This is a genomic window from Rhodoplanes elegans (assembly GCF_016653355.1).
GTDB lineage: Bacteria > Pseudomonadota > Alphaproteobacteria > Rhizobiales > Xanthobacteraceae > Rhodoplanes > Rhodoplanes elegans.
Genome location: NZ_NHSK01000121.1, coordinates 15,172 through 39,457 on the forward strand (window position 1 = coordinate 15,172; position 24,286 = coordinate 39,457).

The following is a 24,286-nucleotide window of genomic DNA, read 5'->3' on the forward strand; positions in this document are numbered from 1 at the left end:
AGTCAGACGACCGCAGACAGACGACTCCCGCGCACGAGACTGCACGACGGGAGACAGGCGCGCCTGGACGGACGACGTCGTTCGCTCATCGACTGACTGCGCGCGAAAGAACAAGGAACGTGACGATGACCGTATCCCACATCCGCGACAACGAGTGGTGGGTCTCCCCCTACAACAACGCCGCCGACGTCGTCGCGGCCCGGCAGCTCCCGGCCAAGGTCGAGATTCACGACGCGACGCTGCGCGACGGCGAGCAGACGCCCGGCATCGTCATGGACGTCGCCGACAAGGTGGCGATCGCCGAGAAGCTCGCCGAGGTCGGGGTCGAGCGCATCGAGGCCGGCATGCCGGCGGTCTCCGAGATGGACTTCACGGCCATCAAGGAAATCTCGAGGCTCGGCCTGAAATCGAAGATCTTCTCGTTCGCGCGCGCCGTCACGGTCGACATCGACAAGGCGCTCGACTGCGGCTGCCACGGCGTGATCATCGAGATCCCGATCGGCTATCCGAAGCTCAAGTACCAGTTCAAGTGGACCTGGGAAGACGTGCTGCGGAAGAGCATCGAGGTCGTCAACTACGCCAAGAAGCGCGGCCTCTACGCCGTCTACTTCCCCTACGACACGACGCGGGCACGCCCCGAGGATCTGGAGAACCTGCTCACCCGCCTGATGCAGGAGGCGCCGCCCGACTCGATCGGCATCGTCGACACCATGGGTTGCGCGCTGCCCGAGGCGATCAAATACATGGTGCGCCGGGTGAAGGCGCTCACCAACCTGCCCGTGGAGGTGCACACCCACAACGACTTCGGCATGGCGGTGGCGACGGAGCTCGCCGGCGTCGAGGCCGGCGCGTCGTGCATCCACTCCTGCGCCAACGGGCTCGGCGAGCGCACCGGCAACGCCGCGCTGGAAGAGCTGATGGTCGCGCTGCACGTGCTGTACGGCTACGACAAGCAATACAAGCTGGACAAGCTGCCGGAGCTCGGCGCGCTGGTCAGCCGCATCACCGGGGTGCCGATCGCCGCCAACAAGCCGATCCTCGGCTCCAAGAATTTTACCCGCGAATCCGGGATCGGGGTGGACCTCGTCGTGAAGGAGCCGCTCGCGATGTTCGGCACGCATCCGGCGCTGACCGGCCGGGCCGGCGACGTGGTGCTCGGCAAGAAGAGCGGCAAGGCGTCGATCACCTACACGCTGGAGCGCCTCGGCTTGGCGGTCCCGGACGACGCGCTGGTCGGTGAGATGCTTCGCCAAGTGAAGGACAAGGGCATCGCCAAGCGCGGGCTCGTCACCGACGAGGAGTTCCAGGAGATCGCCGAGAGCGTGCTGCCGAAGGTCTCGACCAAGGTCAACGGCAAGGACCCGACCGCCCCGCAGCCGCGCCTCTACGTTTCCAAGGCGCTTTGACGCGGCCGCTCGATCTGCTCCGACGTTTCTCAGGCAAGGAATCGCCATCATGTCCGCCGAGCTCGACTTCGTCGCGCGCAACACGCGCGTCACCCGTCTCGACACTGCGTTCCGCTGGCCGGGCGGCCGGCACGTCGCCGTCATCCTCAACCTCGCCTACGAGGCGTGGTCAGACGGCAAGGCGCCCGGCGTCGGCCCGATGGGCAACCCGCTGCCGGCCGGCGCGTTCGACACCAACGCGCTCTCGTGGGGCCATTACGGCGTCGCCCGGGGCATCGACCGCCTGCTGCGCAATCTCGGCCGCCACAAGGCCCGCGCCAGCGTGATGACGTCCGGCGTGCTCGCCGAGCGCACCCCCGCCGTGCTCGAGCGCATGGTGGAGGAGGGCCACGAGATCGTCGCCCATGCCTGGGCCCAGGACGTGATCCCGGCGACCCTGACGCTCGAGCAGGCGAAGGCCGACATCGACAAGACCACCCAGGCGATCGAGAGCGTCTCCGGCAAGCGCCCGGTCGGCTGGATCAGCCCGCGCGGCACGCCCTCGCGCGACGGCTCGCGCCTTTTGATCGAGGCCGGCTATCTGTGGCAGGGCGACGTGTTCGACGACGAGCGGCCTTATGTTCAAACCTGCGAGAACGGCCGCATCGTCGCGATCCCGCTCACCATGGAGATCAACGATCTCCCGCACGCCATGCGATTCGGCCGCTCGCCGCGCGACTATGTCACCATGTTCGACGACCTGCTCGCGAATGTACTGGCGAGCGAGGACCAGGCGGTGGTGATCGACGTCACGGCACATTGTCACGTCTTCGGCCGTCCGTCGGGCGCCTGGGCCTACGAGGCGATCGTCAAGACCGTGACGGAGCGCGACGACGTCTATGTCGCCACCCGCGCCGAGATCGCCGATCACGTGCTGACATCCGCGGGGCAGGGCACGGCGGGTCGCGCACCCGCCTGTTGCGGCGGCCAGGCGAGGGCGTCATGAACGGGGCGTTCCTGAGCGAGATGCTCGAGCAGATCGCGGAGCGCGGCCGCGTGTTGATCGGTGCGACGCGGACGGGGGATCGGATCGCGGTCGACGCCCTCGTCGAGTGCTGCGAGGAGCTTCTGTCGCTCCGGGGCGAGGTGTCGGGTGTGGCGCTCGCGCGTGACATTCTCGCCTCCTACGAGGCCTTGCCACAGGAGCAGCGCGCGGCATTCTTCCGGTCGCTGATGACGCAGTTCGATGTCGCGGTCGAGCCGTTGCGTTCGGCCGTCGCAAACTGGAGCGGAGCGCCGAGCGCGAAAACCTCGGCGATCCTCTATTCGGTCGCCGAGCCGCGGCGGCAGGAGCTGTTCCGGCGGCTCAACCTCGCGCCGGGCGCGACCGGAAGCCTGGTGACCATGCGGTCTCATCTGCTCGACGCGATCCGGGCCGACCCGTCGCTCGCGCCGCTCGATGCCGACTTCCAGCACCTGCTCTCGTCCTGGTTCAACCGCGGCTTTCTGGTGCTGCGTCGGATCACCTGGTCGACGCCGGCCAACATCCTCGACAAGATCATCCATTACGAGGCCGTTCACGAGATCGGCTCCTGGACGGACCTGCGCGCCCGTCTCGATCCGCCCGATCGTCGCTGTTACGCCTTCTTCCATCCGGCGCTCGCCGACGAGCCGCTCATCTTCGTGCAGGTGGCGTTGACCCGCGAGGTGCCGGGCGCCATCGCTCCGATTCTCGCCGCCGCGCGCGGGCCGGTCGACGTCGAGCGGGCGACGACGGCCGTCTTCTACTCGATCACCAACTGCCAGCGCGGCCTCGCCGGCGTGTCCTTCGGCAGCTTCCTGATCAAGCAGGTGGTCGCCGCGCTGGCGCGGGAGCTTCCGCAGATTCGCGAGTTCGTGACATTGTCGCCGGTGCCGGGTTTTGCCGGCTGGCTCGGGCGCGAGCTCGCCGCCGACGGATCGTCGGCCAGCGGGTCGTCGGTGTTGGGCGAGTCGGACCGCGCCGTGCTCGCCGGCCTCGGGCGGCCCGACTGGCATGCCGACCAGGCCACCGCAGAGAGCCTTCGGCCGCCGCTTCTTCGCGCGGCGGCGACCTACTTCCTGAAGGCGCGGTCGACGGTGGGCGCGGCGCTCGATCCGGTCGCACGCTTCCATCTCGGCAACGGCGCGCGCCTCGACCGGATCAACTGGCTCGCCGACACGACGCGGAAGGGACTGCGCCAGTCGCATGGGCTGATGGTGAACTACCGCTACGATCTCGACGCGATCGAGAAGAACCACGAGGCGTATGCGGAGCGCGGCGAGATCGTCGCCTCCCGCGCAGTTCACCGGCTCGCCGCACGGGAACTCGAGCTTCCCGTCGTCGGCAAGCTCAAGCGGTAGAGCGGACGCCCGCGGCCCCGATGCTCAAGCGGCCGCCGACGTCTCCGGCGCAGCGGCCGCGGCGTCGTCGGCGGTCGGCTTGTGGGTCACTTTCGCGATCGCCTGCTGGACCCGACTCACGACCTTGTTGAGGTCGTCGATCAGCTCCCGCAACTCGACGTCGGCCTCGTGAAACTTCGAATCCTGCTCGTCCATGCTCTGCACTCGTCGGGCGTCCTCGCGGACGGAACCTGATCTGCAAGGTGGGACGAGAGGGTTAACAGTTTCCGAACACGGCGCTCGAAGTTCGAGGACGAGTTCAGGCGAGTAGCCCTCGGTTGCTGCGAAGCGAGGCGTTCAACTCTTCGGAGACGATCGCACCGGGTCCGCGCGATCGGGATCTCCGGCCGCGAGCGTCAGGGCTGCGGCTCGATGGCGGCGCGGGTCAGGCGCTCCAGGAAATCGAGCAGTGCCGCCGTCGCGGCGACCGCCGCTGGCGGGTCCCGATCGGCGATCGCGATCACCACGGCGGCATGCTTCTCGGCGACGTCCCGGAAGGCGTCGGCATCCTCCACGTAGGAGAACCAGAACCGCCGCGACAGTGCGTTCACGCCGGCGAGCATCGATTCGATGACGCTGTTGCGGGTGGCTGCCGCCTTGATGCCGTGGATCGCCCGGTTGGCGGCGAGGAAGCGGTCCCGGTCGCGGGTCTTCGCGGCGTCGCGAATCTCGTCGGCGAGGCGCCGCATCTCCTTGCGCTCGGCGTCGGTCGCCCGCAGCGCCGCCTGGGTGGCGACCAGCGTGTCCAGCGCGCGGCGCACCTCCAGAAGCTCCAGCTGCCGGCGGACGTCGACCGGGGAGACCAGCACGCCGCGGCGGGGGTGGATCTCGACGAAGCCCTCGAGCCGGAGGCGCTGCAGCGCCTCGCGGATCGGAGTGCGGCCACAGCCGAGCTCATCCGACAGCCGGTTCTCCGAGATCATCGAGCCCGGCGGCAGCTCCCGGCGGACGATCATGTCCTCGATCCGGCGATAGGCCGTCTCGGCGAGGCTGTCGGTGCTGGTGGGCAGGGTCATGTCCGGGGCAATCGCTTTCGGTTGCCTCGATCATAGAGGTTGACCGCCTCGTCGCCAACTGATATGTCAGTTGCCGACAAGAAGGCCGCACCCCCAGGAAAGCGCCGCCTCGTGGAAACGCACCCGATCGATCGCAGGGCCGAAGAGCGGCTCGACACCGACGTGCTCGTCGTCGGCGGCGGCGCGGCCGGTGTCGCGGCCGCCGTCACGGCGGCGCGCCGCGGGCTCGCCGTGACGCTGGTCGAGCGCTACGGGTTCTGCGGCGGTGGCGCCGTCGCCGGCCTGTCCGGCACGGTCTGCGGCCTCTACGCCGCGACCGAGCGACCGGGCGCCGCGCCCGAGACGGTGGTCCACGGTTTCGCGGCCGAGTTCGTCGCCCGGCTCGCCGCCGTCGGCGGACTGACGCCGCCGCTGCGTTACGGCAAGACCTTCACGCGCGTGCACGATCCGCTGAAGTGGCGGGAGACGGCCGACGCGCTCCTGACCGAGGCCGGCGTACGGGTGATCTTCCACGCGGTCGCGATCGGCGTGTTGGCCGAGGGCGGCGAGGCGATCGAGGGCGTCGTCCTGTGGACCAAGCAGGGCCGCGTCTCGGTCCGGGCGCGCGTCACCATCGATGCGTCCGGCGATGCCGACCTGATCGCCATGGCGGGGCTGCCGAGCGTCGTCGGCGACCACGGCCGGGTGCAGAACCCGACCATGATCTTCCGCCTCGCCGGCGTCGACACCGAAGCATTTCTCGCCGCCTACGGGCCCGATACGATCATGCCGCCGGTCGTCGCGCAGGCGATCGAGGCGGCCCGCGCGTCCGGGCGCTACGACCTGCCGCGCAGCAAGATCTGGCTGTTCACGACGCCGCGCCCCGGCGAGCTCCTGTGCAACTGCACCCGGGTGGTCGGCCTTGACGGCCGCGAGCTGAACACGCTGTTCTGGCGCGACTTCACCGAGGCAGAGCAGGAAGGCCGCCGTCAGGTCCGCGCCTACGCCGCGTTCTTCCGCGAGACGCTCGCGGGTTGCGCCGACGCCGTCGTCGATGACACCGGCGTTCAGGTCGGCGTTCGGCAGACCCGCCAGATCGAGGGTGTCGTCCGGCTCGCCAATGCCGACGTGGTGTCGGGCGCGAAATTCTCCGATGGGATCGCGCGCTCGCCCTGGCCGATCGAGTTGCATGCGGGCGACAAGCCCAAGGTCGCGTGGATTCTCGACGACTTCTACGAGGTGCCCTACGGCTGCTTCGTCCCGGTGCGGGGCGAGAACCTGCTCGCCGCCGGGCGCTGCCTGTCGGCCGAGCACGAGGCGGTCGCCTCCGCCCGCGTCACGGCGCAGTGCTTCGCCTACGGCCACGCGATCGGCCACGCCGCCGCGATCGCCGTTCAGGACCGCGTCGCGCCGCGCGCCATCGCCGGGCGCGATCTGCGTCTCGTTCTCGACCGCGACGGCGCCGGCCTCGATCGGAGCGCGTCATGATCACCGTGACCCGTGACGGCGCCGTCCTGCGGCTGATGCTCGACCGCCCGGCGCGCCGCAACGCGCTCGGCACGGAAGGGGGGCGCGCCCTCGACGCGGCGCTGGTCGCCGCCGATCGCGACGAGACCGTGAAGGCGATCGTGCTCGCCGGCGCACCGCCCGCCTTCTGCGCCGGCAGCGACCTGAAGGAGCTCGGCGGCCTCTCGATCCCGGCGATGTGCGACCACGAGGCGATCACGGCCGCGGTGGCGCGCCGCATCGCGCTCCTCGCGAAGCCGGTCGTCTGCGCCGTCGAAGGCTACGCCCTCGGCGGCGGCTTCATTCTGGCGGTGTCGTGCGACGTCGTCGTCACGGCCGCCGACGCGACCTGGCGGCTGCCCGAGGTGGCGAACGGCTGGCTGCCGCCCTGGGGCCTGCAGGCGCTGATCGCGCGCGTCGGGCCGGTGCGGGCCCGCATGCTGGTGTGGGGCGCCGAGCCGATCGACGGCCGCGAGGCGCATCGCCTCGGCGTCGCCGACCTCTTGGCGCCGGAGGGCGGGGCGCTCGCGCGCGCCACGGCTTACGCGACCGCGCTCGCCGCGTTGCCGGCCGAGGCCGTCACGAGCGCCAAGCGCTTCTTCGAGCCGCTCGCGGCGCACGATGCCGAGCGGCTCGACGCCGCCGCCTCGCGTGCCTTCGCGCAAGACTGCCGGGGGCCGGCCGCCGCCGCGACCCTGGCGCGATTCACGGTGAAAGCATGAGGAAGATCGTCGATGCGGCCACGGCCGTCGCGGGCATTCCGGACCGGGCGACGGTCGCCTCGGTCGGGGTGATCGGCTGGATCACGCCGGATGCCGTCCTCGCCGCGCTCGGCGATCGTTTCGGCCGCACCGGCGCGCCGCGCGATCTCACCTTCTACTTCCCGTGCGGGACCGGCGATGCGCAGGGCATCAAAGGCATGGATCACGTCGCCCGCGAAGGCCTGATGAAGCGCATCGTCTCGGGCTCCTACATCAACCCGGTCGATCCGGTCACGGGCCGGCGTCCCGAGCTGATGCGGCTCGTGCGCGAGAACAAGGTCGAGGCCTATTCCTGGCCGCTCGGCGCCTCGATGCAGTGGCTGCGCGAGGTCGCCCGCAAGAGCCCCGGCTATCTCACGAAGGTCGGACTCGGCACCTATGTGGACCCGCTGCACGGCGGCGGCCGCTTCACGGCGCGGGCCGAGCAGGATCTGATCCGCCGCGTCGCAATCGACGGCGAGGACTACCTGTTCTATCCGACCTGGCCGATCGACGTCGCGATCGTGCGGGCCGCCTCGGCCGACGCCGACGGCAACCTGTCCTGGGAGGACGAGGCGCTCGTGTCGTCGAGCATGGCGCTGGTGCTCGCCGCCAAGGCCTCCGGCGGCCGGGTGATCGCGCAGGTGCGCCGCATCGTCGACCGCGACGCGCGCGCGGCCACCGCGGTGCGGATCCCCGGCATGTTCGTCGATGCGGTCGTCGTCGCGCCCGACATGATGATGACCACCGGCACGCCGTACGATCCGGCCTATCTGTCGTCGCCGCGCATGCCGCTCGACCGGCTGCCGCGTCCCGCGATGGGGCCGGACAAGGTCATCGCCCGCCGCGCCGCCCGCGAGGTGCGCCGCCGCGAGCTCTCGATCTTCGGCTTCGGCGCCGCCGCCGACATTCCGCTGGTGATGGCGGAGCAGGGCGCCTTCGACCACGGTGGCCTCGCCGACTGGTGGTTCACCACCGAGCACGGCTCCTACGGCGGTGTCGTCATGTCGGACTGGCAGTTCTCGGCGAACGTCAATCCCGACGCCATCATGGACGGCGTGACGCAGTTCGACGCGATCGACGGCGGCCTGTGCCGGTTCGCGGCGCTCGCCTTCGCCCAATTCGATGCCGAAGGCGTCGTCAACGTCTCGCGCTTCGGCGCCGCCAATCCGGGCGCCGGCGGCTTCATCGACATCGCCGAGAATGCCAGGCGGCTGGTGTTCACCGGCACCTTCACGACCGGCGGGTTCGACTGCACCTGCGGCGACGGCCGCCTGCGCATCGAGCGCGACGGAAAGATCTCGAAATTCGTGAAGACGGCCGAGAGCATCACCTACCGGGTGCTCGACGGGGTGCGCGACAAGGGCCAGACTGCCCTGGTCGTCACCGAGCGCGCCGTGTTCGAGGTCTCGCGCGACGGACTGGTGCTGACCGAGGTCGCGCCGGGCGTCGACGTGCGGGCCGACGTGCTCGGCCGCATGGACTACGCTCCCGTCGCCATCGCCGATCCGCTGCCCCTCATGGACAAGGCCTTGTTCGAGGCCTCCGCCGCCCCGCTGGCGCTTGCCGGGTGAGAGTGCTCCGATGCCCCGTCACTGGACCGACCTTCCCACTCCGCTTCTCGACCGCCTGCGCGCCGGTACGGTGCTGCCGGCGCATCCGCTCGCGCTCGACGAGCAGCGCCGGCTCGACCCGATCCGGCAGCGGGCGCTGACCCGCTACTATCTCGATGCCGGCGCCGGCGGCGTCGCGGTCGGCGTCCACACCACCCAGTTCGCGATCCGCGAGGCCGGTCTCTACGCGCCGGTGCTGCGGCTCGCCGCCGAGACCTGCGCGGCATGGTCCGACACGCCGCGCCTGCTGGTCGCCGGCGTCACCGGTCGCACCGAGCAGGCGGTGCGCGAGGCCGAGACGGCGCGCGACCTCGGCTATCACGCGGCGCTCCTCAACGTCGCGGCGTTCCGCGGTGCCGGCGAGGCCGAGATCCTCGATCACTGCCGCCGCGTCGCGAAGGAGATTCCGGTGATCGGCTTCGCGTTGCTGCCGGCGGTCGGCGGCATGCATCTGAGCTACGGCTTCTGGCGCGCCTTCGCGGCGATCGACAACGTCGTCGCGATCAAGATGGCGCCGTTCGATCGTTACCGCACGGTCGAGATCGTGCGCGCCGTGGTCGACGCCGGTGTCGCCGACCGCGTCACGCTCTACACCGGCAACGACGATCACGTGGTGCTCGATCTCGTCGTGCCCTTCGTGGTCCGCGCGGCCGACAGCACGGGCGAGACGCGGGTGCGGATCCGTGGCGGTCTGCTCGGGCACTGGAGCGTGTGGACCCGCAAGGCCGTCGAGCTGCTCGACCGCATCCATGCTCTGCCCGACGGCGCCGACGTGCCGGCCGATCTGCTCGCACTCGACTCGATCGTCACCGACTGCAACGCCGCGATCTACGACGCGGCGAACAATCTCGCCGGCTGCATCCCGGGCTGCCTCGCGGTGCTGCAGCGGCAAGGACTGTTGCGCGGGACGTGGTGCCTGAACCCGGCCGAGACGGCGAGCCCCGGGCAGGCCGAGGAGATCGCGCGCGTCTACGCGCAATACCCCGAGATGAACGACGACGCCTTCGCGCAGGCCAATCTCGCACGCTGGCTGTCGGAGCAGGGCAAGGCGATTCCGCTCGCGGCGTGAGCGACGAAATGATGGAGCACCCGATGCTGAAGAGCGAGCCCACCCAGCTCTTGACCGGGCCGGAGATGTTTCCGGAGGTCTTCCGCGACACCGATCATCTGGAAGACTTCATGTCGATGCCGACCCTCGCGGTCGTCGAGGATCTGGCGAGCCTCGACGGCGACGTCGCGGTGCTGGGCGTCGGCGGCAAGGTCGGTGTCTGCCTCGCCCGCATGATCAAGCGCGCCGCACCCGACAAGCGCGTGATCGGTGTCTCGCGCTTCTCGGAGGAGGGGCTCGAGGCGCATCTGCAGGCGTGGGGGATCGAGACGATCCGCTGCGACCTGCTCGACGAGGCGGCCGTGAACGCGCTGCCGAAGGTCGCCAACGTGATCTACATGGCCGGGATGAAGTTCGACTACAAGGGTCGCGAGGATCTGTTGTGGGCGATGAACACCATCGCGCCCGGCATCGTCGCCAAGTCCTTCGCCGGCAGCCGGATCGTCGCCTTCTCGACCATCCACGTCTATCCGTGGTCGAACCCGCTGCACGGCGGCACCGGCGAGGATACGCCGCCCTTCGCGCGGCCGGGCGAGTACGCGAACTCGGTGGTCGGCCGCGAGCGGACCTTCCAGTACTACTCGCGCCGGCTCGGCACGCCGGGCCGCATCGCTCGCCTCGTCTACGCGATCGACATGCGGTACGGCGTCCTGCAGGAGATCGCCTCCTGGGTGCTGTCCGGGACGCCGGTGCCGCTCGCCACCGGCCACGTCAACATCATCTGGCAGGGCGACGCGACGGCCCAGATCATCCGCCTGCTGCGCCACTGCGAGGTGCCGTCGTCGCCGATCAACATTGGCGGCCCGGAGACCGTCAGCGTGCGCCGCGTCGCGCAGATTTTCGGCGAGATCTTCGGCATCGCGCCGGTGTTCGAGGGCGAGGAGAAATCCGACTGCCTGCTGGTCGACTGCGCCGCGGCCGCCGATCTGCTCGGCAACCCGGTCGTGCCGGTCCGCACGCAGGTGCGCTGGGTCGCCGACTGGGTGAAGAGCGGCAAGCCCGTCTACGACAAGCCGAGCAAGTTCCAGGTCCGCTCCGGAGTCTTCTGAGTCCCGTCGCGGTCTCGCGACGACCCCCGTGACATCCCGTGCCGCCGGCGTGCCGGCGGCTCTCGACGGCGTCGGGCTCCGGCGCCGAACGATGAAGCACGGCTGCGACCGACCGCCGGCGCGGACGTGACGAAAGCGCTGCTGGCGCGCGAACGGCGGTCGCGGAGGACGCTATGTCGTCGGAAGTGTTGCACGGTCAGACTTTCGCCCCGGCGGCGGCGCCGGCGAGCGCCGTCACGGCGGCCGGGATCGCGAGCCGCATCGAGCGGCTGCCGATCTGCGCCTGGCACGTCAAGGTGCGTCTCGTCATCGGCGTCGCCACCTTCTTCGATGCCTTCGACGCGCTGACGATCGCCCAGGTGCTGCCGGTGCTGGCGCCGATGTGGAAGCTCACCGGCGCGCAGATCGGCTTCCTGATCTCGGTCGGCTACCTCGGCCAATTGTTGGGCGCTCTGTTCTTCGGCTGGCTCGCCGAGCGGATCGGGCGGGTGCGGGCGATCGCGCTGTGCGTCGCCACCTTCGGCCTGATGAGCATCGCCTGCGCGTTCTCCTGGAACTACGAGTCGCTCCTGGTGTTCCGCACCATCCAGGGCTTCGGGCTCGGCGGCGAGGTGCCGATCGCGGCCGTCTACATCAGCGAGATCACCCGGGCGAAGGGGCGCGGCCGCTTCGTGCTGCTCTACGAGCTGATCTTCTCGGTCGGCGTCGTCGCGGCCGGCGTGCTCGGCTACTGGCTGGTGCCCTCGCTCGGCTGGCAAGCGATGTTCGTCCTCGGTGCGGCGCCGCTGGTGCTGATCTGGTTCCTGCTGCGTCACGTCCCTGAGTCGCCGCGCTGGCTCGCCAGTCGCGGCCGTCTGGACGAAGCCGACCGGACGCTCGTCGGCATCGAGGAGGCGACCCGCGCCGCCACCGGAGAGCCGCTGCCGCAGCCGGCCCCGACCGCGACCGCCGCACCGGCGATCGCCGCGTCGTGGCGCGACCTGTTCGGTCCGAACTATCTGCGTCGCACCATCGTCGTGTGGTTCATCTGGTTCGGCAGCTACATCGTCTATTACGGCATCGGCACCTGGCTGCCGACGCTCTACCGCACGGTCTTCCATCTGCCGCTCGAGCAGTCGCTGCGCTACGGCCTGATCAGCAACGCGATCGGCTTCGTCGGGGCGACGCTGTGCGCGCTGACCATCGATCACGTCGGTCGCCGCGCCTGGTTCGCGCTGGCGCTCGCCGGCTCGGCCGTGTTCCTCGGCATCCTGTGGATCAACGGCGCCACCACGCCGCAGGACGTGCTGATCTACGGCAGCGGCGCCTATTTCTTCGCGACCTCGGCGGCGATCGGCGTCTATCTCTACACGCCGGAACTCTATCCGACCCGGGTGCGGGCGATCGGCGTGAGCACCGCGACCGCCTGGCTCCGTCTCGCCTCGATGGCCGGACCGACCATCGTCGGCACGATGATCGGCTACGGGCTCGGCTCGGTGTTCCTCACCTTCGGCGTCGTCGCCCTGTTCGCCGCCGTCGTGGTCGCGCTGTTCGCGATCGAGACCAAGGGCCGCGTGCTCGAGGAGGTGTCGCCGTGAGGCGGCGCCACCAGCCGAGGATCGAACCATGCGCATCCAACCTGTGCTTCTCGCCAGCCCCGTCTATTATCCGGCCGATCTGTTCACGTCGGTGGCGGCGGCGCTGACCGAGCAGATCCGCAAGATCGTGCCGGCCGAAGTCGACATCGCCTCGCCGGTCCATCTCACCGACCAGGGCGCCGTCGAGCGCCATCTCGCCGCCGGCAGCGATGGCGTGCCCCTGCTGGTGGCGCTCTCGGGCGCCGTCCAGCCGTGGCTCCTGTCGATCGCCAAGGCGGTGCCGCGGTCGCTGCTGTGGTGGCCGTTCCCGGGCGGCGGCCTGTTCGACGCGGCGGGCGAGCAGGTCGCCCGCACGCTCGCCTCGCACAACGCCATGCCGGCCGTGATGGACTGCTGGGCGCATCTGCGCAATCGCGGCGTCCGGGTCGAGCGTGTCTTCGACGCCGCGTCCTTCGCGAGAACCTGCGGGGCGGCCGCGGCGATCGACCGGCTCCGCGCGACCCGGCTCCTGATCATCGGCTACACCCAGAGCTGGGTGGTGTCGGCGAGCGTCGACGAGCGCCGCATCGAGGATCGCCTCGGCATCCGCTGCGTCCATCTCGGCCTCGAGGAGCTGTTCGCCGCCTACGAGGCCGTGCCGGCCGGTCCCGAGGTGTCGGCCTTCGCGGCCGAGTATCTCGGCGCCGCAGCGGCCTGCGTCGAGCCGCGCCGCCAGCACGTCGAGGACGCCTACCGGCTGTTCGTCGCGATGAAGACGCTGATGGAACGGCACGCCTGCAACGCCGTGACGATCTCGTGCTTCTCGCTGGTGCGCCAGCTCCGGGTCACGTCGTGCCTCGCGCTGTCGCTGCTCAACGACACGCCCGGCATGGTCGCGGCCTGCGAGGGCGATCTCGACGCCGCCGTCTCGATGATCGTCGGCAAGGCCGTCACCGGCCTGCCGGTGTTCATGGGCAATCCGGTCTACTATCCGGACGACCGGCTCGACCTCGTCCACTGCACGGCACCGCGCCGGCTCGCTGGCGGGCCGACGACCTACACGGTGCGGTCGCACCACGAGACCGGCGAGAGCGTCGCCCAGCGGATCGAGGTGGCGTCGCCGTGCCGCGCCACCATCTTCCGCATCGGCAACGAGTTCAGCGAGGCGACCGTGTTTCCGGCCGAGCTGATCGGCAATCCCGACGAGGACACCTGCCGGACCCAGTTCCGCTTCAAGATCGATTCGAGCGAGAAGCGGATCGACCAGTCGCTCGGCTGCCACCACATGGTCGTCTTCGCCGACTGCGTCGACGAGCTGAAGGCCGTGTTCGAACGGCACCTCGGCCTGCACGTGCGCCAGGCCGCTTAGCGCTGACGACACCGGGGGCGTTCTCGACGGCGGCGGACAAGGGCCGCATGCCGGAGCGCCCTCGAGGACGTCGATGCGCCCTCGTTAAGCACTTCCTAACCATAACCGTGGTGTTCTCTCGGCCGGGGAGAACGTGCTGGGGGAATGTCGCGGTGGCCACGCTCGACACTGTTTCGCTCGACATCGCGGTGGTGCTCGGCTCGACCGTGATGCCGGTGCATCAGGTGCTGCGGCTCGGCCGCGGCGCCATCATCGAGCTCGACAGCAAGGAGAACGACTCCGTCAAGATCCTCGTCAACAACCATCCGGTGGCCGAGGGCGCCGTGGTGGTCTCGGGCAGCCGCATCGGCGTCGAGGTCCGCCGCATGCTGCCGCGCTCGCCCGAATACAGATAGGCCGGCGCCGCAGCAGCGCGCCGCCACCCGGCATCACGGGATGTCGCCGGCACCGGGATTCGGTGCCGCGTGCGACCTGCAGCAGACCATCATCCATCGACCGATACGGAGTGCCGGCTCGACCGACCGCGCCGGGGCGTGGGGCACGCGGGCACCAGCACAGGCATCAGCATAAGCATCGGCAGGCGCATTCGCGCTTCGCGCGCGCACGGCCGCGCCGAAGCAGGGGGGCGGTCACGGCCGTCGCCCCGAAAGCTCCGCGCCGAAAACGCCGTCGGCCTCCGGCAGCCGCCGGAGCCTTCCGCATCGATTGTTCAGGATGTTGCTTCGCTTTGTCGAAGCCGGCTCCGAAGGCCGGCCGCGAAGTCTGGTGCGGTCGAGAGGACTCGAACCTCCACGGGTCGCCCCACTAGCACCTCAAGCTAGCGCGTCTACCAGTTCCGCCACGACCGCATCAGGGAGTATCGATGCCGGCCGGTGACGGCGCGGGCATCGAGGCGACGGCGAGGGTGTAACAAATCGATGATGCCGCGACAAGACCGCCGAACGCCCGAAAAATGGGATTTCAGAGCCGCGTTGCGGACCCGCGGGGGTGCCGAATCCGACGGCGGGTCGAATCGTCCGGCCTTCGAGCGGCTGGACGATTCGACGGCGGGCCGGGGTCGGCCCGGATTGCCCCGTCAGCTCCGCCGGCCGCCGGCGCGGCTCGCCCAATGGGCGCGGCGGGCTTGGCGATAATGGGCGTGATGGCCGCGGCCGCCGCCATGGGCGAAGCGCAGGCCGTGCTCGCTGCCGCCCCAGCTGATGTGGACGTGGTGGACGCGGCCGTAATCGGTCGTGTAGCCGCCGCTCCACCCCTGCAGCATGCCGTAGATGCAGCCCGGATTGCCCCGCATGTCGACCGCGTGCCCGGAGGCGTGCAGCGACAGCCGTCCGGTGCCGGCGACCCGGGTGTGGCGCACCGCGCTGATCACCCGGGCTCCGCAGGTGGCCGAGATGGCGGCGACCTTCTCGGCGAGCGGCGCGACGAGGCCGCCCAGCCGCGGCGTGCGCGCGCCGTCGGCCCGGCGGGCCGTCGCCCTCGAGCCCGGGCCTCCGGCGAAGCCGGCGGTCGGTTCCGTCCAGCCGTTCGGGGCGAGGGCCGGCGCATAGGCGTAGGCGCGCAGCGCCCGGGCGTGGCGCCACGATCGGCCGGCCGGGTGGGCGTGATCGCGGTGGCGGTGGGCCCGGCGAACGTGACCATGATGCGCGTTGCCGTGATGCGCGTGGAGATGGGTCGCATGGGGACTGCGCGCCTTGGAGGGCCGTGCCATCGCGACCGCCGGAACGGCGACGACGAGGGCGGTGACGAGCGCGATGCGATGAAGCGTGTTCATGGAAAGGCCTCGATGATGGCCGCACCCTGCCGCAGCCGCCCTCGGCCCGTTCGGGACCTGGGAGCGGATCGGTCGGGCCGGGACGAATCCGGGGCGGGCGGAGCCAAGTCGAACGTTGTTCTTGAATGCAGATCGCAGGAGCGCGATCCGCATCGGCGGGACAACCGATCGTCTTCGCCAGAAGACGAGTATCGGTCGGCGTGGAATACTGACCGACGAGGCGGTCGTTTCTTGGCGAGAATCAGGCCATTCCACGAACCGTGATCACGTGCGGTTAACAAATGTTTCTATGAACGAAGAGAAGTCGCGCAACAGGCTCGAGTTCGGTTGAAAAATTCACGGCCCGGGCCGGCCTCGGGCGTATCGGGCGGCCCGACCAAATAGCACCAGCCGGGCGGATGGCCGCCCGGCTCGGATCGAAGCGCTCAGCTTTGGGCACTCAGAGCCGCGGCATAGCCGAGGTCGAGAACGGCCAGCGGCCGAGCAGGCCGCGCGGGGCGGCGCCGGTCGGCTCCGGCGCGGGCAGGGGCGGCGCTGCCGTGGTCGGCGGCGGCACGGGGGTGAGCGACACCGGCGTCGTCGCCGGTGCATGCGCCGACGGGGCACGCGAACCGGCCGGCGGCTTCAAGGCGGCCAGCCGCGGGCCGAGCGTCGGGCGCGCCTCGCCGGGACCGAACACCGGCACGGGCGGCAGCAGGGCGGCATGGCCGGCCGTGCCGAGCACGGGGCTCGCCGGGGCGAAGTCCTGGTCCTGGCCGAAGCTGCCCATGCTCGGGACGGGGAGGGCGACCGGCTGGGACGCGGCGCGGCTCGCCGCCGCGTCGTCGAAGTGGCGGGGCCACACCGGCTCGGGCGGCAGCGGAACGGCATGCGCGGGGGCGCGGAAGCTGTGCATCCGCGAGCGCGCCAGCACCGGCGCCGGGCCGAGCGCGTCGATGACGCCGACGTTCTTCGGGTCGTAGGTCGGCAGGATCGGGTCGGCGAGCAGCGTCTCGATGGTGAAGGCGGGCGTCGGCCAGGAGCCGCCGTTGCCGCTGCCGCTCGCGCCGCGGCGGCCCATCCACTGCTCGGGCAGGGTCGCGGTCTTCGGCTGGTCGGGGCTCGCCGGCACCACGTGGACGATCTTGTAGCCCCGCTGCTTGAGGGTCCGCAGCAGGCCGGGCAGGGCCAGCACGGTGGCCGGCTGGATGTCGTGCAGGAGCAGCATGCCGCGGCCGCGTGCCTCGATGCGCTCCAGCGCCCGCTTCATAACCTCGTCGCCCGGAATGTGCTTCCAGTCGTCGGCCGGATAGTCGGCGCTCCAGGTCATCAGGCCGCGCGAGACGAGCAGGCGCTCGACCTCGTCGCGGCGCAGCAGGCCGGGGATGCGGAAGAACGGTGCCACCGCGGCGCGGTCGCCGAGCGCCGCCGCCGTGTTGGCGATGCCGCTCTCGATCTCCGCCTCGGCCTGGGCGATCGGCATCTTGTGGAAGGTGAGGGGATGGCTGTTGCTGTGGGTGCCGATCGTGTGCCCCTCGGCCTGCATCCGGCGCACGATGCTCGGATAGGCATGCGCCATCTTGCCGACCAGGAAATACGTCACCTTCACGCATTCCGACGCCAGGATGTCGAGGACGCGGTTGGAGTAGGGCGGGATCGGCCCGTCGTCGAAGGTGATCACCACCTCCTTGGGCTCCAGCGGCAGCGTCTCGCGATACTGCATCACGCCGACGCGGGCGTGCTCCATCGGGTCGACCACCAAGGTGCGGCTGGTGCCGAGCGCGTTCGGGTTGCCCGGACAGGCGGACGGCGCCGGCGAAGGGCCGGCGGCGCGCGACGGCGTGGCGGTCGCGGCAACGAGCAGCGACAGCACAACCGATGATGCGATCAACGACGGACCACTCGCGCACAACCGGCGCATGACCTGCCCCTTCCCCCGATCACTCGGAATGCCAACACTTTTTTCCATAGTCCCGCGCGATTGGTAACCGGGAAAAGGGTAAAATATCGTGTACAGATGATGAAATCGTGGCCGTGTGCCCTGACCGCATCAACGCGGGCCGGCGGCCGTCCGGAGCGACGGCGGGACCACGTGGACGATCCGAAAACCGCGTGATTTCAGAGCCCTGAGGAAAGCGGGCAGCATCTGGACGGTCTGCAGCCGCGGGTCGTGGAAAAGCAGGATGCCGCCGCGCGACGCCTCCAGGCGGGCGAGCACCAGGTCGAGCTGCTGGCCCGGCGCCATGTCGGTCCAGTCGCTCGCCCAGAGATCGGCCCCGAACACGACGATGCCGCGCTGTTGCAGCCGGTCGAGCAGGGCGGGCGTCGAGGCGAAGCCGGGGAAACGGAAGAACGGCGTCGTCGGGCGCTCGCTCGGGCGGCCGTGCAAGGCCGTCTCCACCGCGGCGATGCCGTGATCGATCTCGCGCTCGGCCGCCGTCGTCGACATGCGGTCGAGCAGCGGATGGCCGAAGGTGTGATGCGCGACGGTGTGGCCTTCGGCGGCGATGCGGCGCAAGAGCGCCGGGTGGGCGAGGGCGTGCTTGCCGAGCACGAAGAAGCTCGCCCGCACACATTCGCGCGCCAGCGCGTCGAGCACACGGTCGGTGCGGCCGGGGCGCGGCCCGTCGTCGAAGGTGAGCACCACCTCCATGTCGGCGAGCGGCAACGTGCCGGAAAAATGCTTGCGGCCGACCCGCGGCGTGGCGGCCGGCTCGACGGTGAGGACGCGCGCGGTCCCGAGCGCGTCGCGCTGGCCCGAGCACGCGGTCTGGGCCTGCGCCGCGGGCGCGGCGAGCAGCGCCGCGACCGTCGTCGCGAGCATTGTCACGAGCACCGTCGCGAACACCGTCGCGACCGTCGTCGGGAACGTCGGGCCGGGCCGAATCATCCGCAGAATCCGCACTCTCGGGATGCGGATCGTCCGCAGCCTGAACAGGGCGTGCCACGCGGATGTGGCGAGGACGGGGCAGTCGTCCGGGGCCGTCATCGTGCCGTCGCGGGTGATTTGCCACCTCGGATCCGCGCGCGTAAAAGCCGGACGGGGCGCGTGGCCGAGCGCCCGTCCCGATCGTGAGAATCGAGATGCCGAACCAGCCCGAGACGAGCACCGAGGCGGGAGACGTCGTGCTGCGCGACGAGGACGGGGCGATCGAGGCCGGTTTCGTGGCGCGGGTGACGTCGGCGATCGAGGCGGAAGACGCCGCGGCGCTGCGGCGTCTCGTCGGCGATCTGCACGAGGCCGATGTCGGCGACCTGATCGAAGCGCTCGATCCGGAGCTGCGGCCGCGCCTGATCGCGCTGTTGGGCGCCGACTTCGACTTCACGGCGCTGGTCGAGGTCGACGACGCGGTCCGCGAGGAGATCCTCGATGAGCTTGCGCCCGAGGCGGTCGCCGAGGGCATGCGCGACCTCGATTCCGACGACGCCGTCTACATCCTGGAAGACCTGCCGAAGGACGAGCAGGACGAGATCCTCGAGCAGCTCCCCTCGCTCGACCGCCGCGCGCTCGAGCGCAGCCTGCAGTACCCGGAGAACTCCGCCGGGCGCCGCATGCAGTCCGAGTACGTCGCGGTGCCGCCGTCCTGGACGGTCGGCCACACGATCGACTTCCTGCGCGAGAACGAGGAGCTGCCCGAGCGCTTCTTCGAGATCCACGTCGTCGACGCCGACTACAAGCTGCTCGGCGCCGTCGCGCTCGACACGCTGCTGCGCACCCGCCGCCCGACCCTCGTCGCCGATCTGATGGACGCCGGCCGCCGCCGCGTCCGCGCCACCGACGACCTCGAAGAGGTGGCGCGGATGTTCGAGCGCTACAACCTGATCGCTGCGCCGGTCGTCGACGACGGCGACCGGCTGGTCGGCGTCGTCACGGTCGACGACGTCGTCGACGTGATCGAGGAGGAGGCCGAGAAGGACATCAAGGCGCTCGGCGGCGTCACCGGCGACGAGGAGCTGTCCGATTCGGTGTGGACGATCGCGCGCGGCCGCTTCAACTGGCTGCTGGTCAATCTCGCGACCGCGTTCCTCGCCTCCTCGGTGCTCGGCCTGTTCGAGGGCGAGCTGGAGAAGATGGTGGCGCTCGCCGTGCTCGCCCCGATCGTCGCCAGCCAGGGTGGCAATGCCGCGACCCAGACCATGACGATCGCCGTGCGGGCGCTCGCCACGCGCGAGCTGCACGACGGCAACGCGGCCCGCATCGTGCTGCGCGAGGTGCTGGTCGGCGTCGTCAACGGCCTCGCCTTCGCGGTGATCACCGGCGTCGCCGCGGCGGCTTGGTTCAGGACCGTCGATCTCGGGGTCGTGATCGGGCTCGCGATGATCTGCAATCTGGTCGCGGCCGCGCTCGGGGGTATACTGGTTCCGCTGGTGATCGAGCGGTTCCGGCTCGATCCGGCCGTGTCCTCCGGCGTGTTCGTCACGACGATCACCGATGTCGTCGGCTTCTTCTCGTTCCTGGGTATCGCGAGCCTGTGGTTCGGCTTGAAGTGAATGTCGAAAGGCCAATCGAAAAGTTCCGTGAGAAGCCGGTTTTCGACCTTTGCGCACCAAGTATTAACTCCCATTCTGCTACGACCGGGACGAAAAGTCCGCCGAAGGTGGCTTCATGGGTCCCGCTGACAGCAGCGGCGAAGGCAGAACTAAGGGGTCGGACCAGCAAGCGGGCGATGTTCCGCGTGCGTCGGCCCCGCGTGCCTGGGCCGGAGCCGCGCGCCCGGTGTCGGGTTCCCTTCTGGCACTTGCCGCGGCGCTCGCCTGCGGTCTCGTCTCGGTCGCTGCCGTTCTCTACCTCGTCGTGCGCCCGGACGATTCCGCCGCGCTCGAGCGGGCGCGGGCGAGCGTCTCCCGGACATTCGGCGAGTTCCGCAGCGTGTTCGGCGACAACGCCCTGCAGCGCGCCCGGGCGATCTCCGCCACCGGCGCGGCCGACGTCATCCCGGTCGACATCGAGCAGCACCTCGCGCCAGGCGGCCTGCCGCAGCTCCGTCACCGCTGGGCCTATCTGGTCCGTCGCGACGGCTCGCTGGCGGCGGCGCATCCGGCGGATGTGCGGGTGGTGCCCCCGGCCGTCGTCTCGTACATCGCGACGTTTCAGCCGGCCGGCGGGTCGTCGCGCGACGGCCTGCGCTCGGACGCGGCGCTGATCGACCGCGCCATGCCGGTGCAGACCGAGGTCCTGCTGATCGAGCAGGAGCCGGTCGTGGTCCCCGTGGCCGCCGTGGCGCCGGTCGGCGCCGGGTCGCCGGGCGCCGCCGAGCTGACCCTCGTGCTCGCCGCGCCGATCGACGAGCCGGTCGTCGACGCCATGGGGGCGACGGCGGGCGTGCGCGGGCTGCGCTTCGACACCGACCCGGGCCAGGCCTCCGGACCGCTTCATTCGCAGACCGATTCGCGCGGCCGCATCGTCGGCTGGTTCGGTTGGGAGATGCCGGACGACGCCGGAAATCCCGCCTGGCTCTGGCTGTTGCCGGTGGTCGGCGGGGTGGCGTTTCTCGGCTTCGCCGGCCTGTCGCTCGTCCAGATCCGGCGCGCCGCGGGCGGGCTGGAGCAGATCGAGGTCGAGCTGCGCCGCATCGCCCAGGAGGACCCGCTCACCGGCATGCCGAACCGGCGCAAGATCATCGCCGCGCTCGGCAGCGCCTTGAAGAACCGGGGCGCCGAAGAGAGCGTCGCCTTCGTCTGCCTCGATCTCGACTCGTTCAAGGAGATCAACGAGGTCCTGGGGCACGACATCGGCGACCGCCTGATCGCCGAGGCGTCCGAGCGGCTGCGCGCCGCGCTGCCCGAGGCGGCCGAGATCGGCCGCATCGACGGCGACGAGTTCGCCGTGGTCATGGCGGTCCGCAACGGCGCCGTGGCGATCGACGCGGCGAACGCCTGCGCACGCCGCCTCGCCGCGCCGTTCCACATCCGCGACCAGACCATCAACGTCACCGCGAGCGTCGGGCTCGCGCTCGCGCCGCGCGACGGCGAGAGCGCCCACGAGCTGATCCGTCGCGCCGACCTCGCCGCCCGGGCCGCCAAGAAGGCCGGCCGCGGCCGCATCCTGGCGTTCCACCACGGGCTCGAGGACGAGATCAACGAGCGCCGCTTCATCGAGCAGGAGCTGCGGCTCGCGTTGGCCGAGGACGGCCTGACCGTCGCCTATCAGCCGATCGTCGCCGGCGACGGGCTGCGCATGGTCGGCGCCGAAGCCCTGGTGCGCTGGAAGCACGTGGTGCGCGGCAACATCCCGCCCGGCGTCTTCGTGCCGGTCGCCGAGCAGGCCGGCCTGATGATCGAGCTCGGCGAGTTCGTGCTGCGCCGCGCGCTCGCGGATGCGCGCGACTGGCCGGAGCTGTTCATCGCCATCAACCTGTCGCCGATCCAGGTGCGCGACCGCGGCCTGGTGCGGACCGTGGCGAGCGCGCTCGCCGATCCCGGCATCGATCCGTCGCGCGTCGTGCTGGAGATCACCGAGGGCGTCCTCATCGACAACCCGGAGGACGCCAAGCAGCGTCTCAAGGAGCTGCGGGCGCTCGGCGTCAAGATCGCCCTCGACGACTTCGGCTCCGGCTATTCCAGCCTCAGCTATCTGCGCCGGCTGCCGATCGACAAGCTCAAGATCGACAAGGAGTTCGTCGCGCCGCTCGGCCGCTCCGCCAACGGTGGCGTGATCCTCCAGGCGATCGTCGCGCTCGGCCGCGCGCTCGGGCTCTCCGTCCTGGCCGAGGGCGTCGAGACCGAGGAGCAGCGCCTCCTGCTGCGGCTCGCCGGCTGCGACGAGATGCAGGGCTATCTGTTCGCCCGCCCGATGCCGGCCGCCGCCTTCCGCGAGATGATGGGCCGCGGTCTCGTCCTGCCCGGCACTGCCCTCGGCGACGGCGACGATCTCGTCAACGGCGTCGATCCCTGACCGGGAGCCGGTCTGCCCTTCGCGAGGGGCGCTTGCGTCGCGGCGCCGATCCGGACACGCTCCTGTGCCGGCCGACGTGTCGGCCGATGCCCGCGACCCGCACGCCTGTGCGGACGCTCGACAATGATCGCGGGCGGATCATCATGGGGAGCGACGCATGCAGACCGTGGAGGCGAACGGGGCCCGGATCCCGGCGATCGGGCTCGGGACCATGACCCTGAAGGGGGAGACCTGCGTCGAGATCGTCGGCGCCGCCCTCCGGCTCGGATACCGGCATCTCGACACCGCTCAGATGTACGGCAACGAGGCCGAGGTGGGGCAGGGGCTGAAGGCCTCCGGCCTCGCGCGGGAAGAGGTCTTTCTCACCACCAAGGTGTGGCACGCCAACTTGGCGCCGGGGGACTTCGAGCGATCGTTCGACGAGAGCCTGAAGAAGCTCGATTTCGCCTTCGTCGATCTCCTGCTGATCCACTGGCCGAACGCCGCCGTGCCGATGGCCGACATGATCGGCGCGCTCTGCAAGGTCGCGGCCGACAAGCGCGCCCGCCACGTCGGGGTCGCCAACTTCACGGTCGGCATGGTGGAGGAGGCTGTGCGGCTCGCCACCGTGCCGCTGGTGACCAACCAGGTCGAGGTGCATCCTTATATCGACCAGCGCCGGCTGATCGAGACCTGCCGCACGCACGGCCTGTCGGTGACGGCCTATTGCCCGCTGGCGCGCGGCGGCGTGCCGTCCGACCCGGTGCTGCAGCGCATCGGCGCCGCCCACGGCAAGAGCGCCTCCCAGGTGGCGCTGCGCTGGCTGGTCCAGCAGGGGCTCGTCGCCATCCCGCGCACCGCCAATCGCGACCGCCTCGCCGAGAACCTCGCAGTCTTCGATTTCGATCTCTCGGCGCAGGACATGGCCGACATCGCCGCTCTGCGGAAGCCGAACGGGCGACTGGTCAGCCCGCCGCACGCGCCGCGCTGGGACACGTGATCCGATCCGTTAACCGCTCATCGTTATAATCTCTGCAGGGGCGCCCTGCGGACGGGGCGCCGGAGAGGACGGAATGGAGTACGTCACTGCCAACGGCGCCACCATCCCGGCGATCGGGCTCGGCACCTGGGAGCTCAAGGGCCGGGTCTGCGCCCGGACGGTCGAGCAGGCTTTGCGGTCCGGCTACAAGCTGATCGACACGGCCGAAGTGTACGACAACGAGCGCGAGGTCGGGGAGGGCATCCGCGGCTCCGGCCTCAAGCGCGCCGAGGTGTTCGTCACGACCAAGATCTGGCCCGATCACCTGGCGCCGCGCGAGCTCGAGCGCGCCACCAAGGCGAGCCTCGCCCGGCTGCGGCTCTCCGAGGTCGACCTCCTACTGATCCACTGGCCGAACCCGCGCATCCCGCTGTCGGAGACGATGGGGGCGCTGTGCAAGATGAAGCAGGTCGGCTTTGCGCGGAACATCGGCGTGTCGAACTTTCCGGTCGCGCTGCTCGACGAGGCCGTGAAGCACGCGAGCGAGCCGCTCGCCGTCAACCAGATCGAGTGGCATCCGCATCTCGACCAGAGCAAGGTGGTGGAGGCCTGCCGGCGCCACGGCATGGCCGTCACGGCGTTCAGCCCGATGGCGCGCGGCGCCGTGTTCTCCGAGCAGGTGATGCGCGAGATCGCGGCGGCGCACGGCAAGAGCCCGGCCCAGGTGAGCCTGCGCTACATCATGCAGGCGGGCGGCATCCCGATCCCGCGCGCCGCGCGGCTCGATCTGCTCACCGAGAACCTCGCCGTCTTCGACTTCGTGCTGCGCGACGACGAGATGGCCGCGATCCGCGGCCTCGCCCGCCCGAACGGCCGCATCGTCAACTGGAGCGGCGCCCCGAAGTGGGACTGAGGTGGGCGGCCGCCGTCGCGCTCGACGG

At 70.5% G+C, this 24,286-nt stretch carries 20 protein-coding genes and 1 tRNA gene; 15 read left to right on the forward strand and 6 right to left on the reverse strand.

What is annotated here, in order from left to right; all coding sequences use genetic code 11:
• Nucleotides 1-125 precede the first annotated feature (125 nt).
• The 3 genes from CCR97_RS15985 to CCR97_RS15995 are packed head-to-tail and all read left to right on the forward strand — an operon-like array spanning nucleotide 126 to nucleotide 3,767.
• Nucleotides 126-1,406 carry a LeuA family protein gene (locus tag CCR97_RS15985; protein ID WP_201159640.1) on the forward strand — a complete coding sequence of 427 codons (1,281 nt, stop codon included), beginning with the start codon at nucleotides 126-128 and terminating at the stop codon, nucleotides 1,404-1,406.
• Nucleotides 1,407-1,455: 49 nt separating this feature from the next.
• Nucleotides 1,456-2,391, forward strand: a complete 936-nt coding sequence (locus CCR97_RS15990) for a polysaccharide deacetylase family protein (RefSeq protein WP_111355793.1) — start codon at nucleotides 1,456-1,458, stop codon at nucleotides 2,389-2,391.
• A complete protein-coding gene (locus tag CCR97_RS15995; RefSeq protein WP_111355794.1) occupies nucleotides 2,388-3,767 on the forward strand; it encodes a malonyl-CoA decarboxylase in 1,380 nt (459 codons plus the stop codon). Before CCR97_RS15990 ends, CCR97_RS15995 begins: the two co-directional genes overlap by 4 nt.
• A gap of 24 nt (nucleotides 3,768-3,791) precedes the next feature.
• Here CCR97_RS15995 and CCR97_RS16000 read toward each other — a convergent pair whose 3' ends face one another.
• Both CCR97_RS16000 and CCR97_RS16005 read right to left on the reverse strand, forming a co-directional pair.
• Complete coding sequence (locus CCR97_RS16000; protein WP_170145705.1) at nucleotides 3,792-3,962, reverse strand: hypothetical protein; 171 nt, start codon at nucleotides 3,960-3,962, stop codon at nucleotides 3,792-3,794.
• 200 nt (nucleotides 3,963-4,162) lie between these two features.
• Entirely contained in the window at nucleotides 4,163-4,822 is a 660-nt protein-coding gene (locus CCR97_RS16005) for a GntR family transcriptional regulator (RefSeq protein ID WP_111355795.1), read from the reverse strand.
• A 111-nt stretch (nucleotides 4,823-4,933) separates the two neighbouring features.
• Between CCR97_RS16005 and CCR97_RS16010 the strand changes: the two genes are divergently transcribed.
• From CCR97_RS16010 to CCR97_RS16045, 8 genes are all read left to right on the forward strand, one after another.
• Nucleotides 4,934-6,289, forward strand: coding sequence for an FAD-dependent oxidoreductase (locus tag CCR97_RS16010; RefSeq protein ID WP_245428734.1), 1,356 nt, complete (start codon nucleotides 4,934-4,936; stop codon nucleotides 6,287-6,289).
• The gene (locus CCR97_RS16015; RefSeq protein WP_111355797.1) at nucleotides 6,286-7,029 is read left to right on the forward strand and encodes an enoyl-CoA hydratase/isomerase family protein; all 744 of its coding nucleotides are present in this window, start codon (nucleotides 6,286-6,288) and stop codon (nucleotides 7,027-7,029) included. The genes CCR97_RS16010 and CCR97_RS16015 overlap by 4 nt, the downstream gene beginning before the upstream one ends.
• Nucleotides 7,026-8,621 carry a malonate decarboxylase subunit alpha gene (locus CCR97_RS16020; RefSeq protein ID WP_111355798.1) on the forward strand — a complete coding sequence of 532 codons (1,596 nt, stop codon included), beginning with the start codon at nucleotides 7,026-7,028 and terminating at the stop codon, nucleotides 8,619-8,621. The genes CCR97_RS16015 and CCR97_RS16020 overlap by 4 nt, the downstream gene beginning before the upstream one ends.
• A 10-nt stretch (nucleotides 8,622-8,631) precedes the next feature.
• Nucleotides 8,632-9,729 carry a dihydrodipicolinate synthase family protein gene (locus CCR97_RS16025; protein WP_111355799.1) on the forward strand — a complete coding sequence of 366 codons (1,098 nt, stop codon included), beginning with the start codon at nucleotides 8,632-8,634 and terminating at the stop codon, nucleotides 9,727-9,729.
• Between the two features lie 23 nt (nucleotides 9,730-9,752).
• Nucleotides 9,753-10,817 carry an NAD-dependent epimerase/dehydratase family protein gene (locus CCR97_RS16030; RefSeq protein WP_244670480.1) on the forward strand — a complete coding sequence of 355 codons (1,065 nt, stop codon included), beginning with the start codon at nucleotides 9,753-9,755 and terminating at the stop codon, nucleotides 10,815-10,817.
• A gap of 173 nt (nucleotides 10,818-10,990) precedes the next feature.
• Nucleotides 10,991-12,394: an MFS transporter gene (locus CCR97_RS16035; protein ID WP_111355800.1), complete on the forward strand. Its 1,404-nt coding sequence runs from the start codon at nucleotides 10,991-10,993 to the stop codon at nucleotides 12,392-12,394.
• A gap of 28 nt (nucleotides 12,395-12,422) precedes the next feature.
• On the forward strand, nucleotides 12,423-13,742 hold the full coding sequence (locus CCR97_RS16040; RefSeq protein WP_111355801.1) for a hypothetical protein: 1,320 nt from the start codon (nucleotides 12,423-12,425) through the stop codon (nucleotides 13,740-13,742).
• Between the two features lie 152 nt (nucleotides 13,743-13,894).
• Entirely contained in the window at nucleotides 13,895-14,137 is a 243-nt protein-coding gene (locus tag CCR97_RS16045; protein ID WP_111355802.1) for a FliM/FliN family flagellar motor switch protein, read from the forward strand.
• 368 nt (nucleotides 14,138-14,505) lie between these two features.
• Here CCR97_RS16045 and CCR97_RS16050 read toward each other — a convergent pair.
• From CCR97_RS16050 to CCR97_RS16065, 4 genes are all read right to left on the reverse strand, one after another.
• Nucleotides 14,506-14,590: transfer RNA gene (locus CCR97_RS16050), tRNA-Leu, on the reverse strand.
• Nucleotides 14,591-14,817: 227 nt separating this feature from the next.
• Nucleotides 14,818-15,513, reverse strand: a complete 696-nt coding sequence (locus tag CCR97_RS16055; protein ID WP_111355803.1) for a hypothetical protein — start codon at nucleotides 15,511-15,513, stop codon at nucleotides 14,818-14,820.
• Between the two features lie 439 nt (nucleotides 15,514-15,952).
• Nucleotides 15,953-17,383: a polysaccharide deacetylase family protein gene (locus tag CCR97_RS16060; protein ID WP_420826078.1), complete on the reverse strand. Its 1,431-nt coding sequence runs from the start codon at nucleotides 17,381-17,383 to the stop codon at nucleotides 15,953-15,955.
• 159 nt (nucleotides 17,384-17,542) lie between these two features.
• The gene (locus tag CCR97_RS16065; RefSeq protein WP_111355805.1) at nucleotides 17,543-18,382 is read right to left on the reverse strand and encodes a polysaccharide deacetylase family protein; all 840 of its coding nucleotides are present in this window, start codon (nucleotides 18,380-18,382) and stop codon (nucleotides 17,543-17,545) included.
• Between the two features lie 194 nt (nucleotides 18,383-18,576).
• On the opposite strand from CCR97_RS16065, the gene mgtE reads away from it, so the two are divergent.
• The 4 genes from mgtE (at nucleotide 18,577) to CCR97_RS16085 (ending at nucleotide 24,258) form a co-directional block, all read left to right on the forward strand.
• Nucleotides 18,577-19,983, forward strand: a complete 1,407-nt coding sequence (mgtE, locus tag CCR97_RS16070; protein ID WP_111355806.1) for a magnesium transporter — start codon at nucleotides 18,577-18,579, stop codon at nucleotides 19,981-19,983.
• Nucleotides 19,984-20,209: 226 nt separating this feature from the next.
• Complete coding sequence (locus CCR97_RS31740; protein ID WP_170145706.1) at nucleotides 20,210-22,387, forward strand: putative bifunctional diguanylate cyclase/phosphodiesterase; 2,178 nt, start codon at nucleotides 20,210-20,212, stop codon at nucleotides 22,385-22,387.
• 157 nt (nucleotides 22,388-22,544) lie between these two features.
• On the forward strand, nucleotides 22,545-23,366 hold the full coding sequence (locus tag CCR97_RS16080) for an aldo/keto reductase (protein ID WP_111355808.1): 822 nt from the start codon (nucleotides 22,545-22,547) through the stop codon (nucleotides 23,364-23,366).
• 73 nt (nucleotides 23,367-23,439) lie between these two features.
• Complete coding sequence (locus CCR97_RS16085; RefSeq protein WP_111355809.1) at nucleotides 23,440-24,258, forward strand: aldo/keto reductase; 819 nt, start codon at nucleotides 23,440-23,442, stop codon at nucleotides 24,256-24,258.
• The last annotated feature ends 28 nt before the right edge of the window (nucleotides 24,259-24,286 follow it).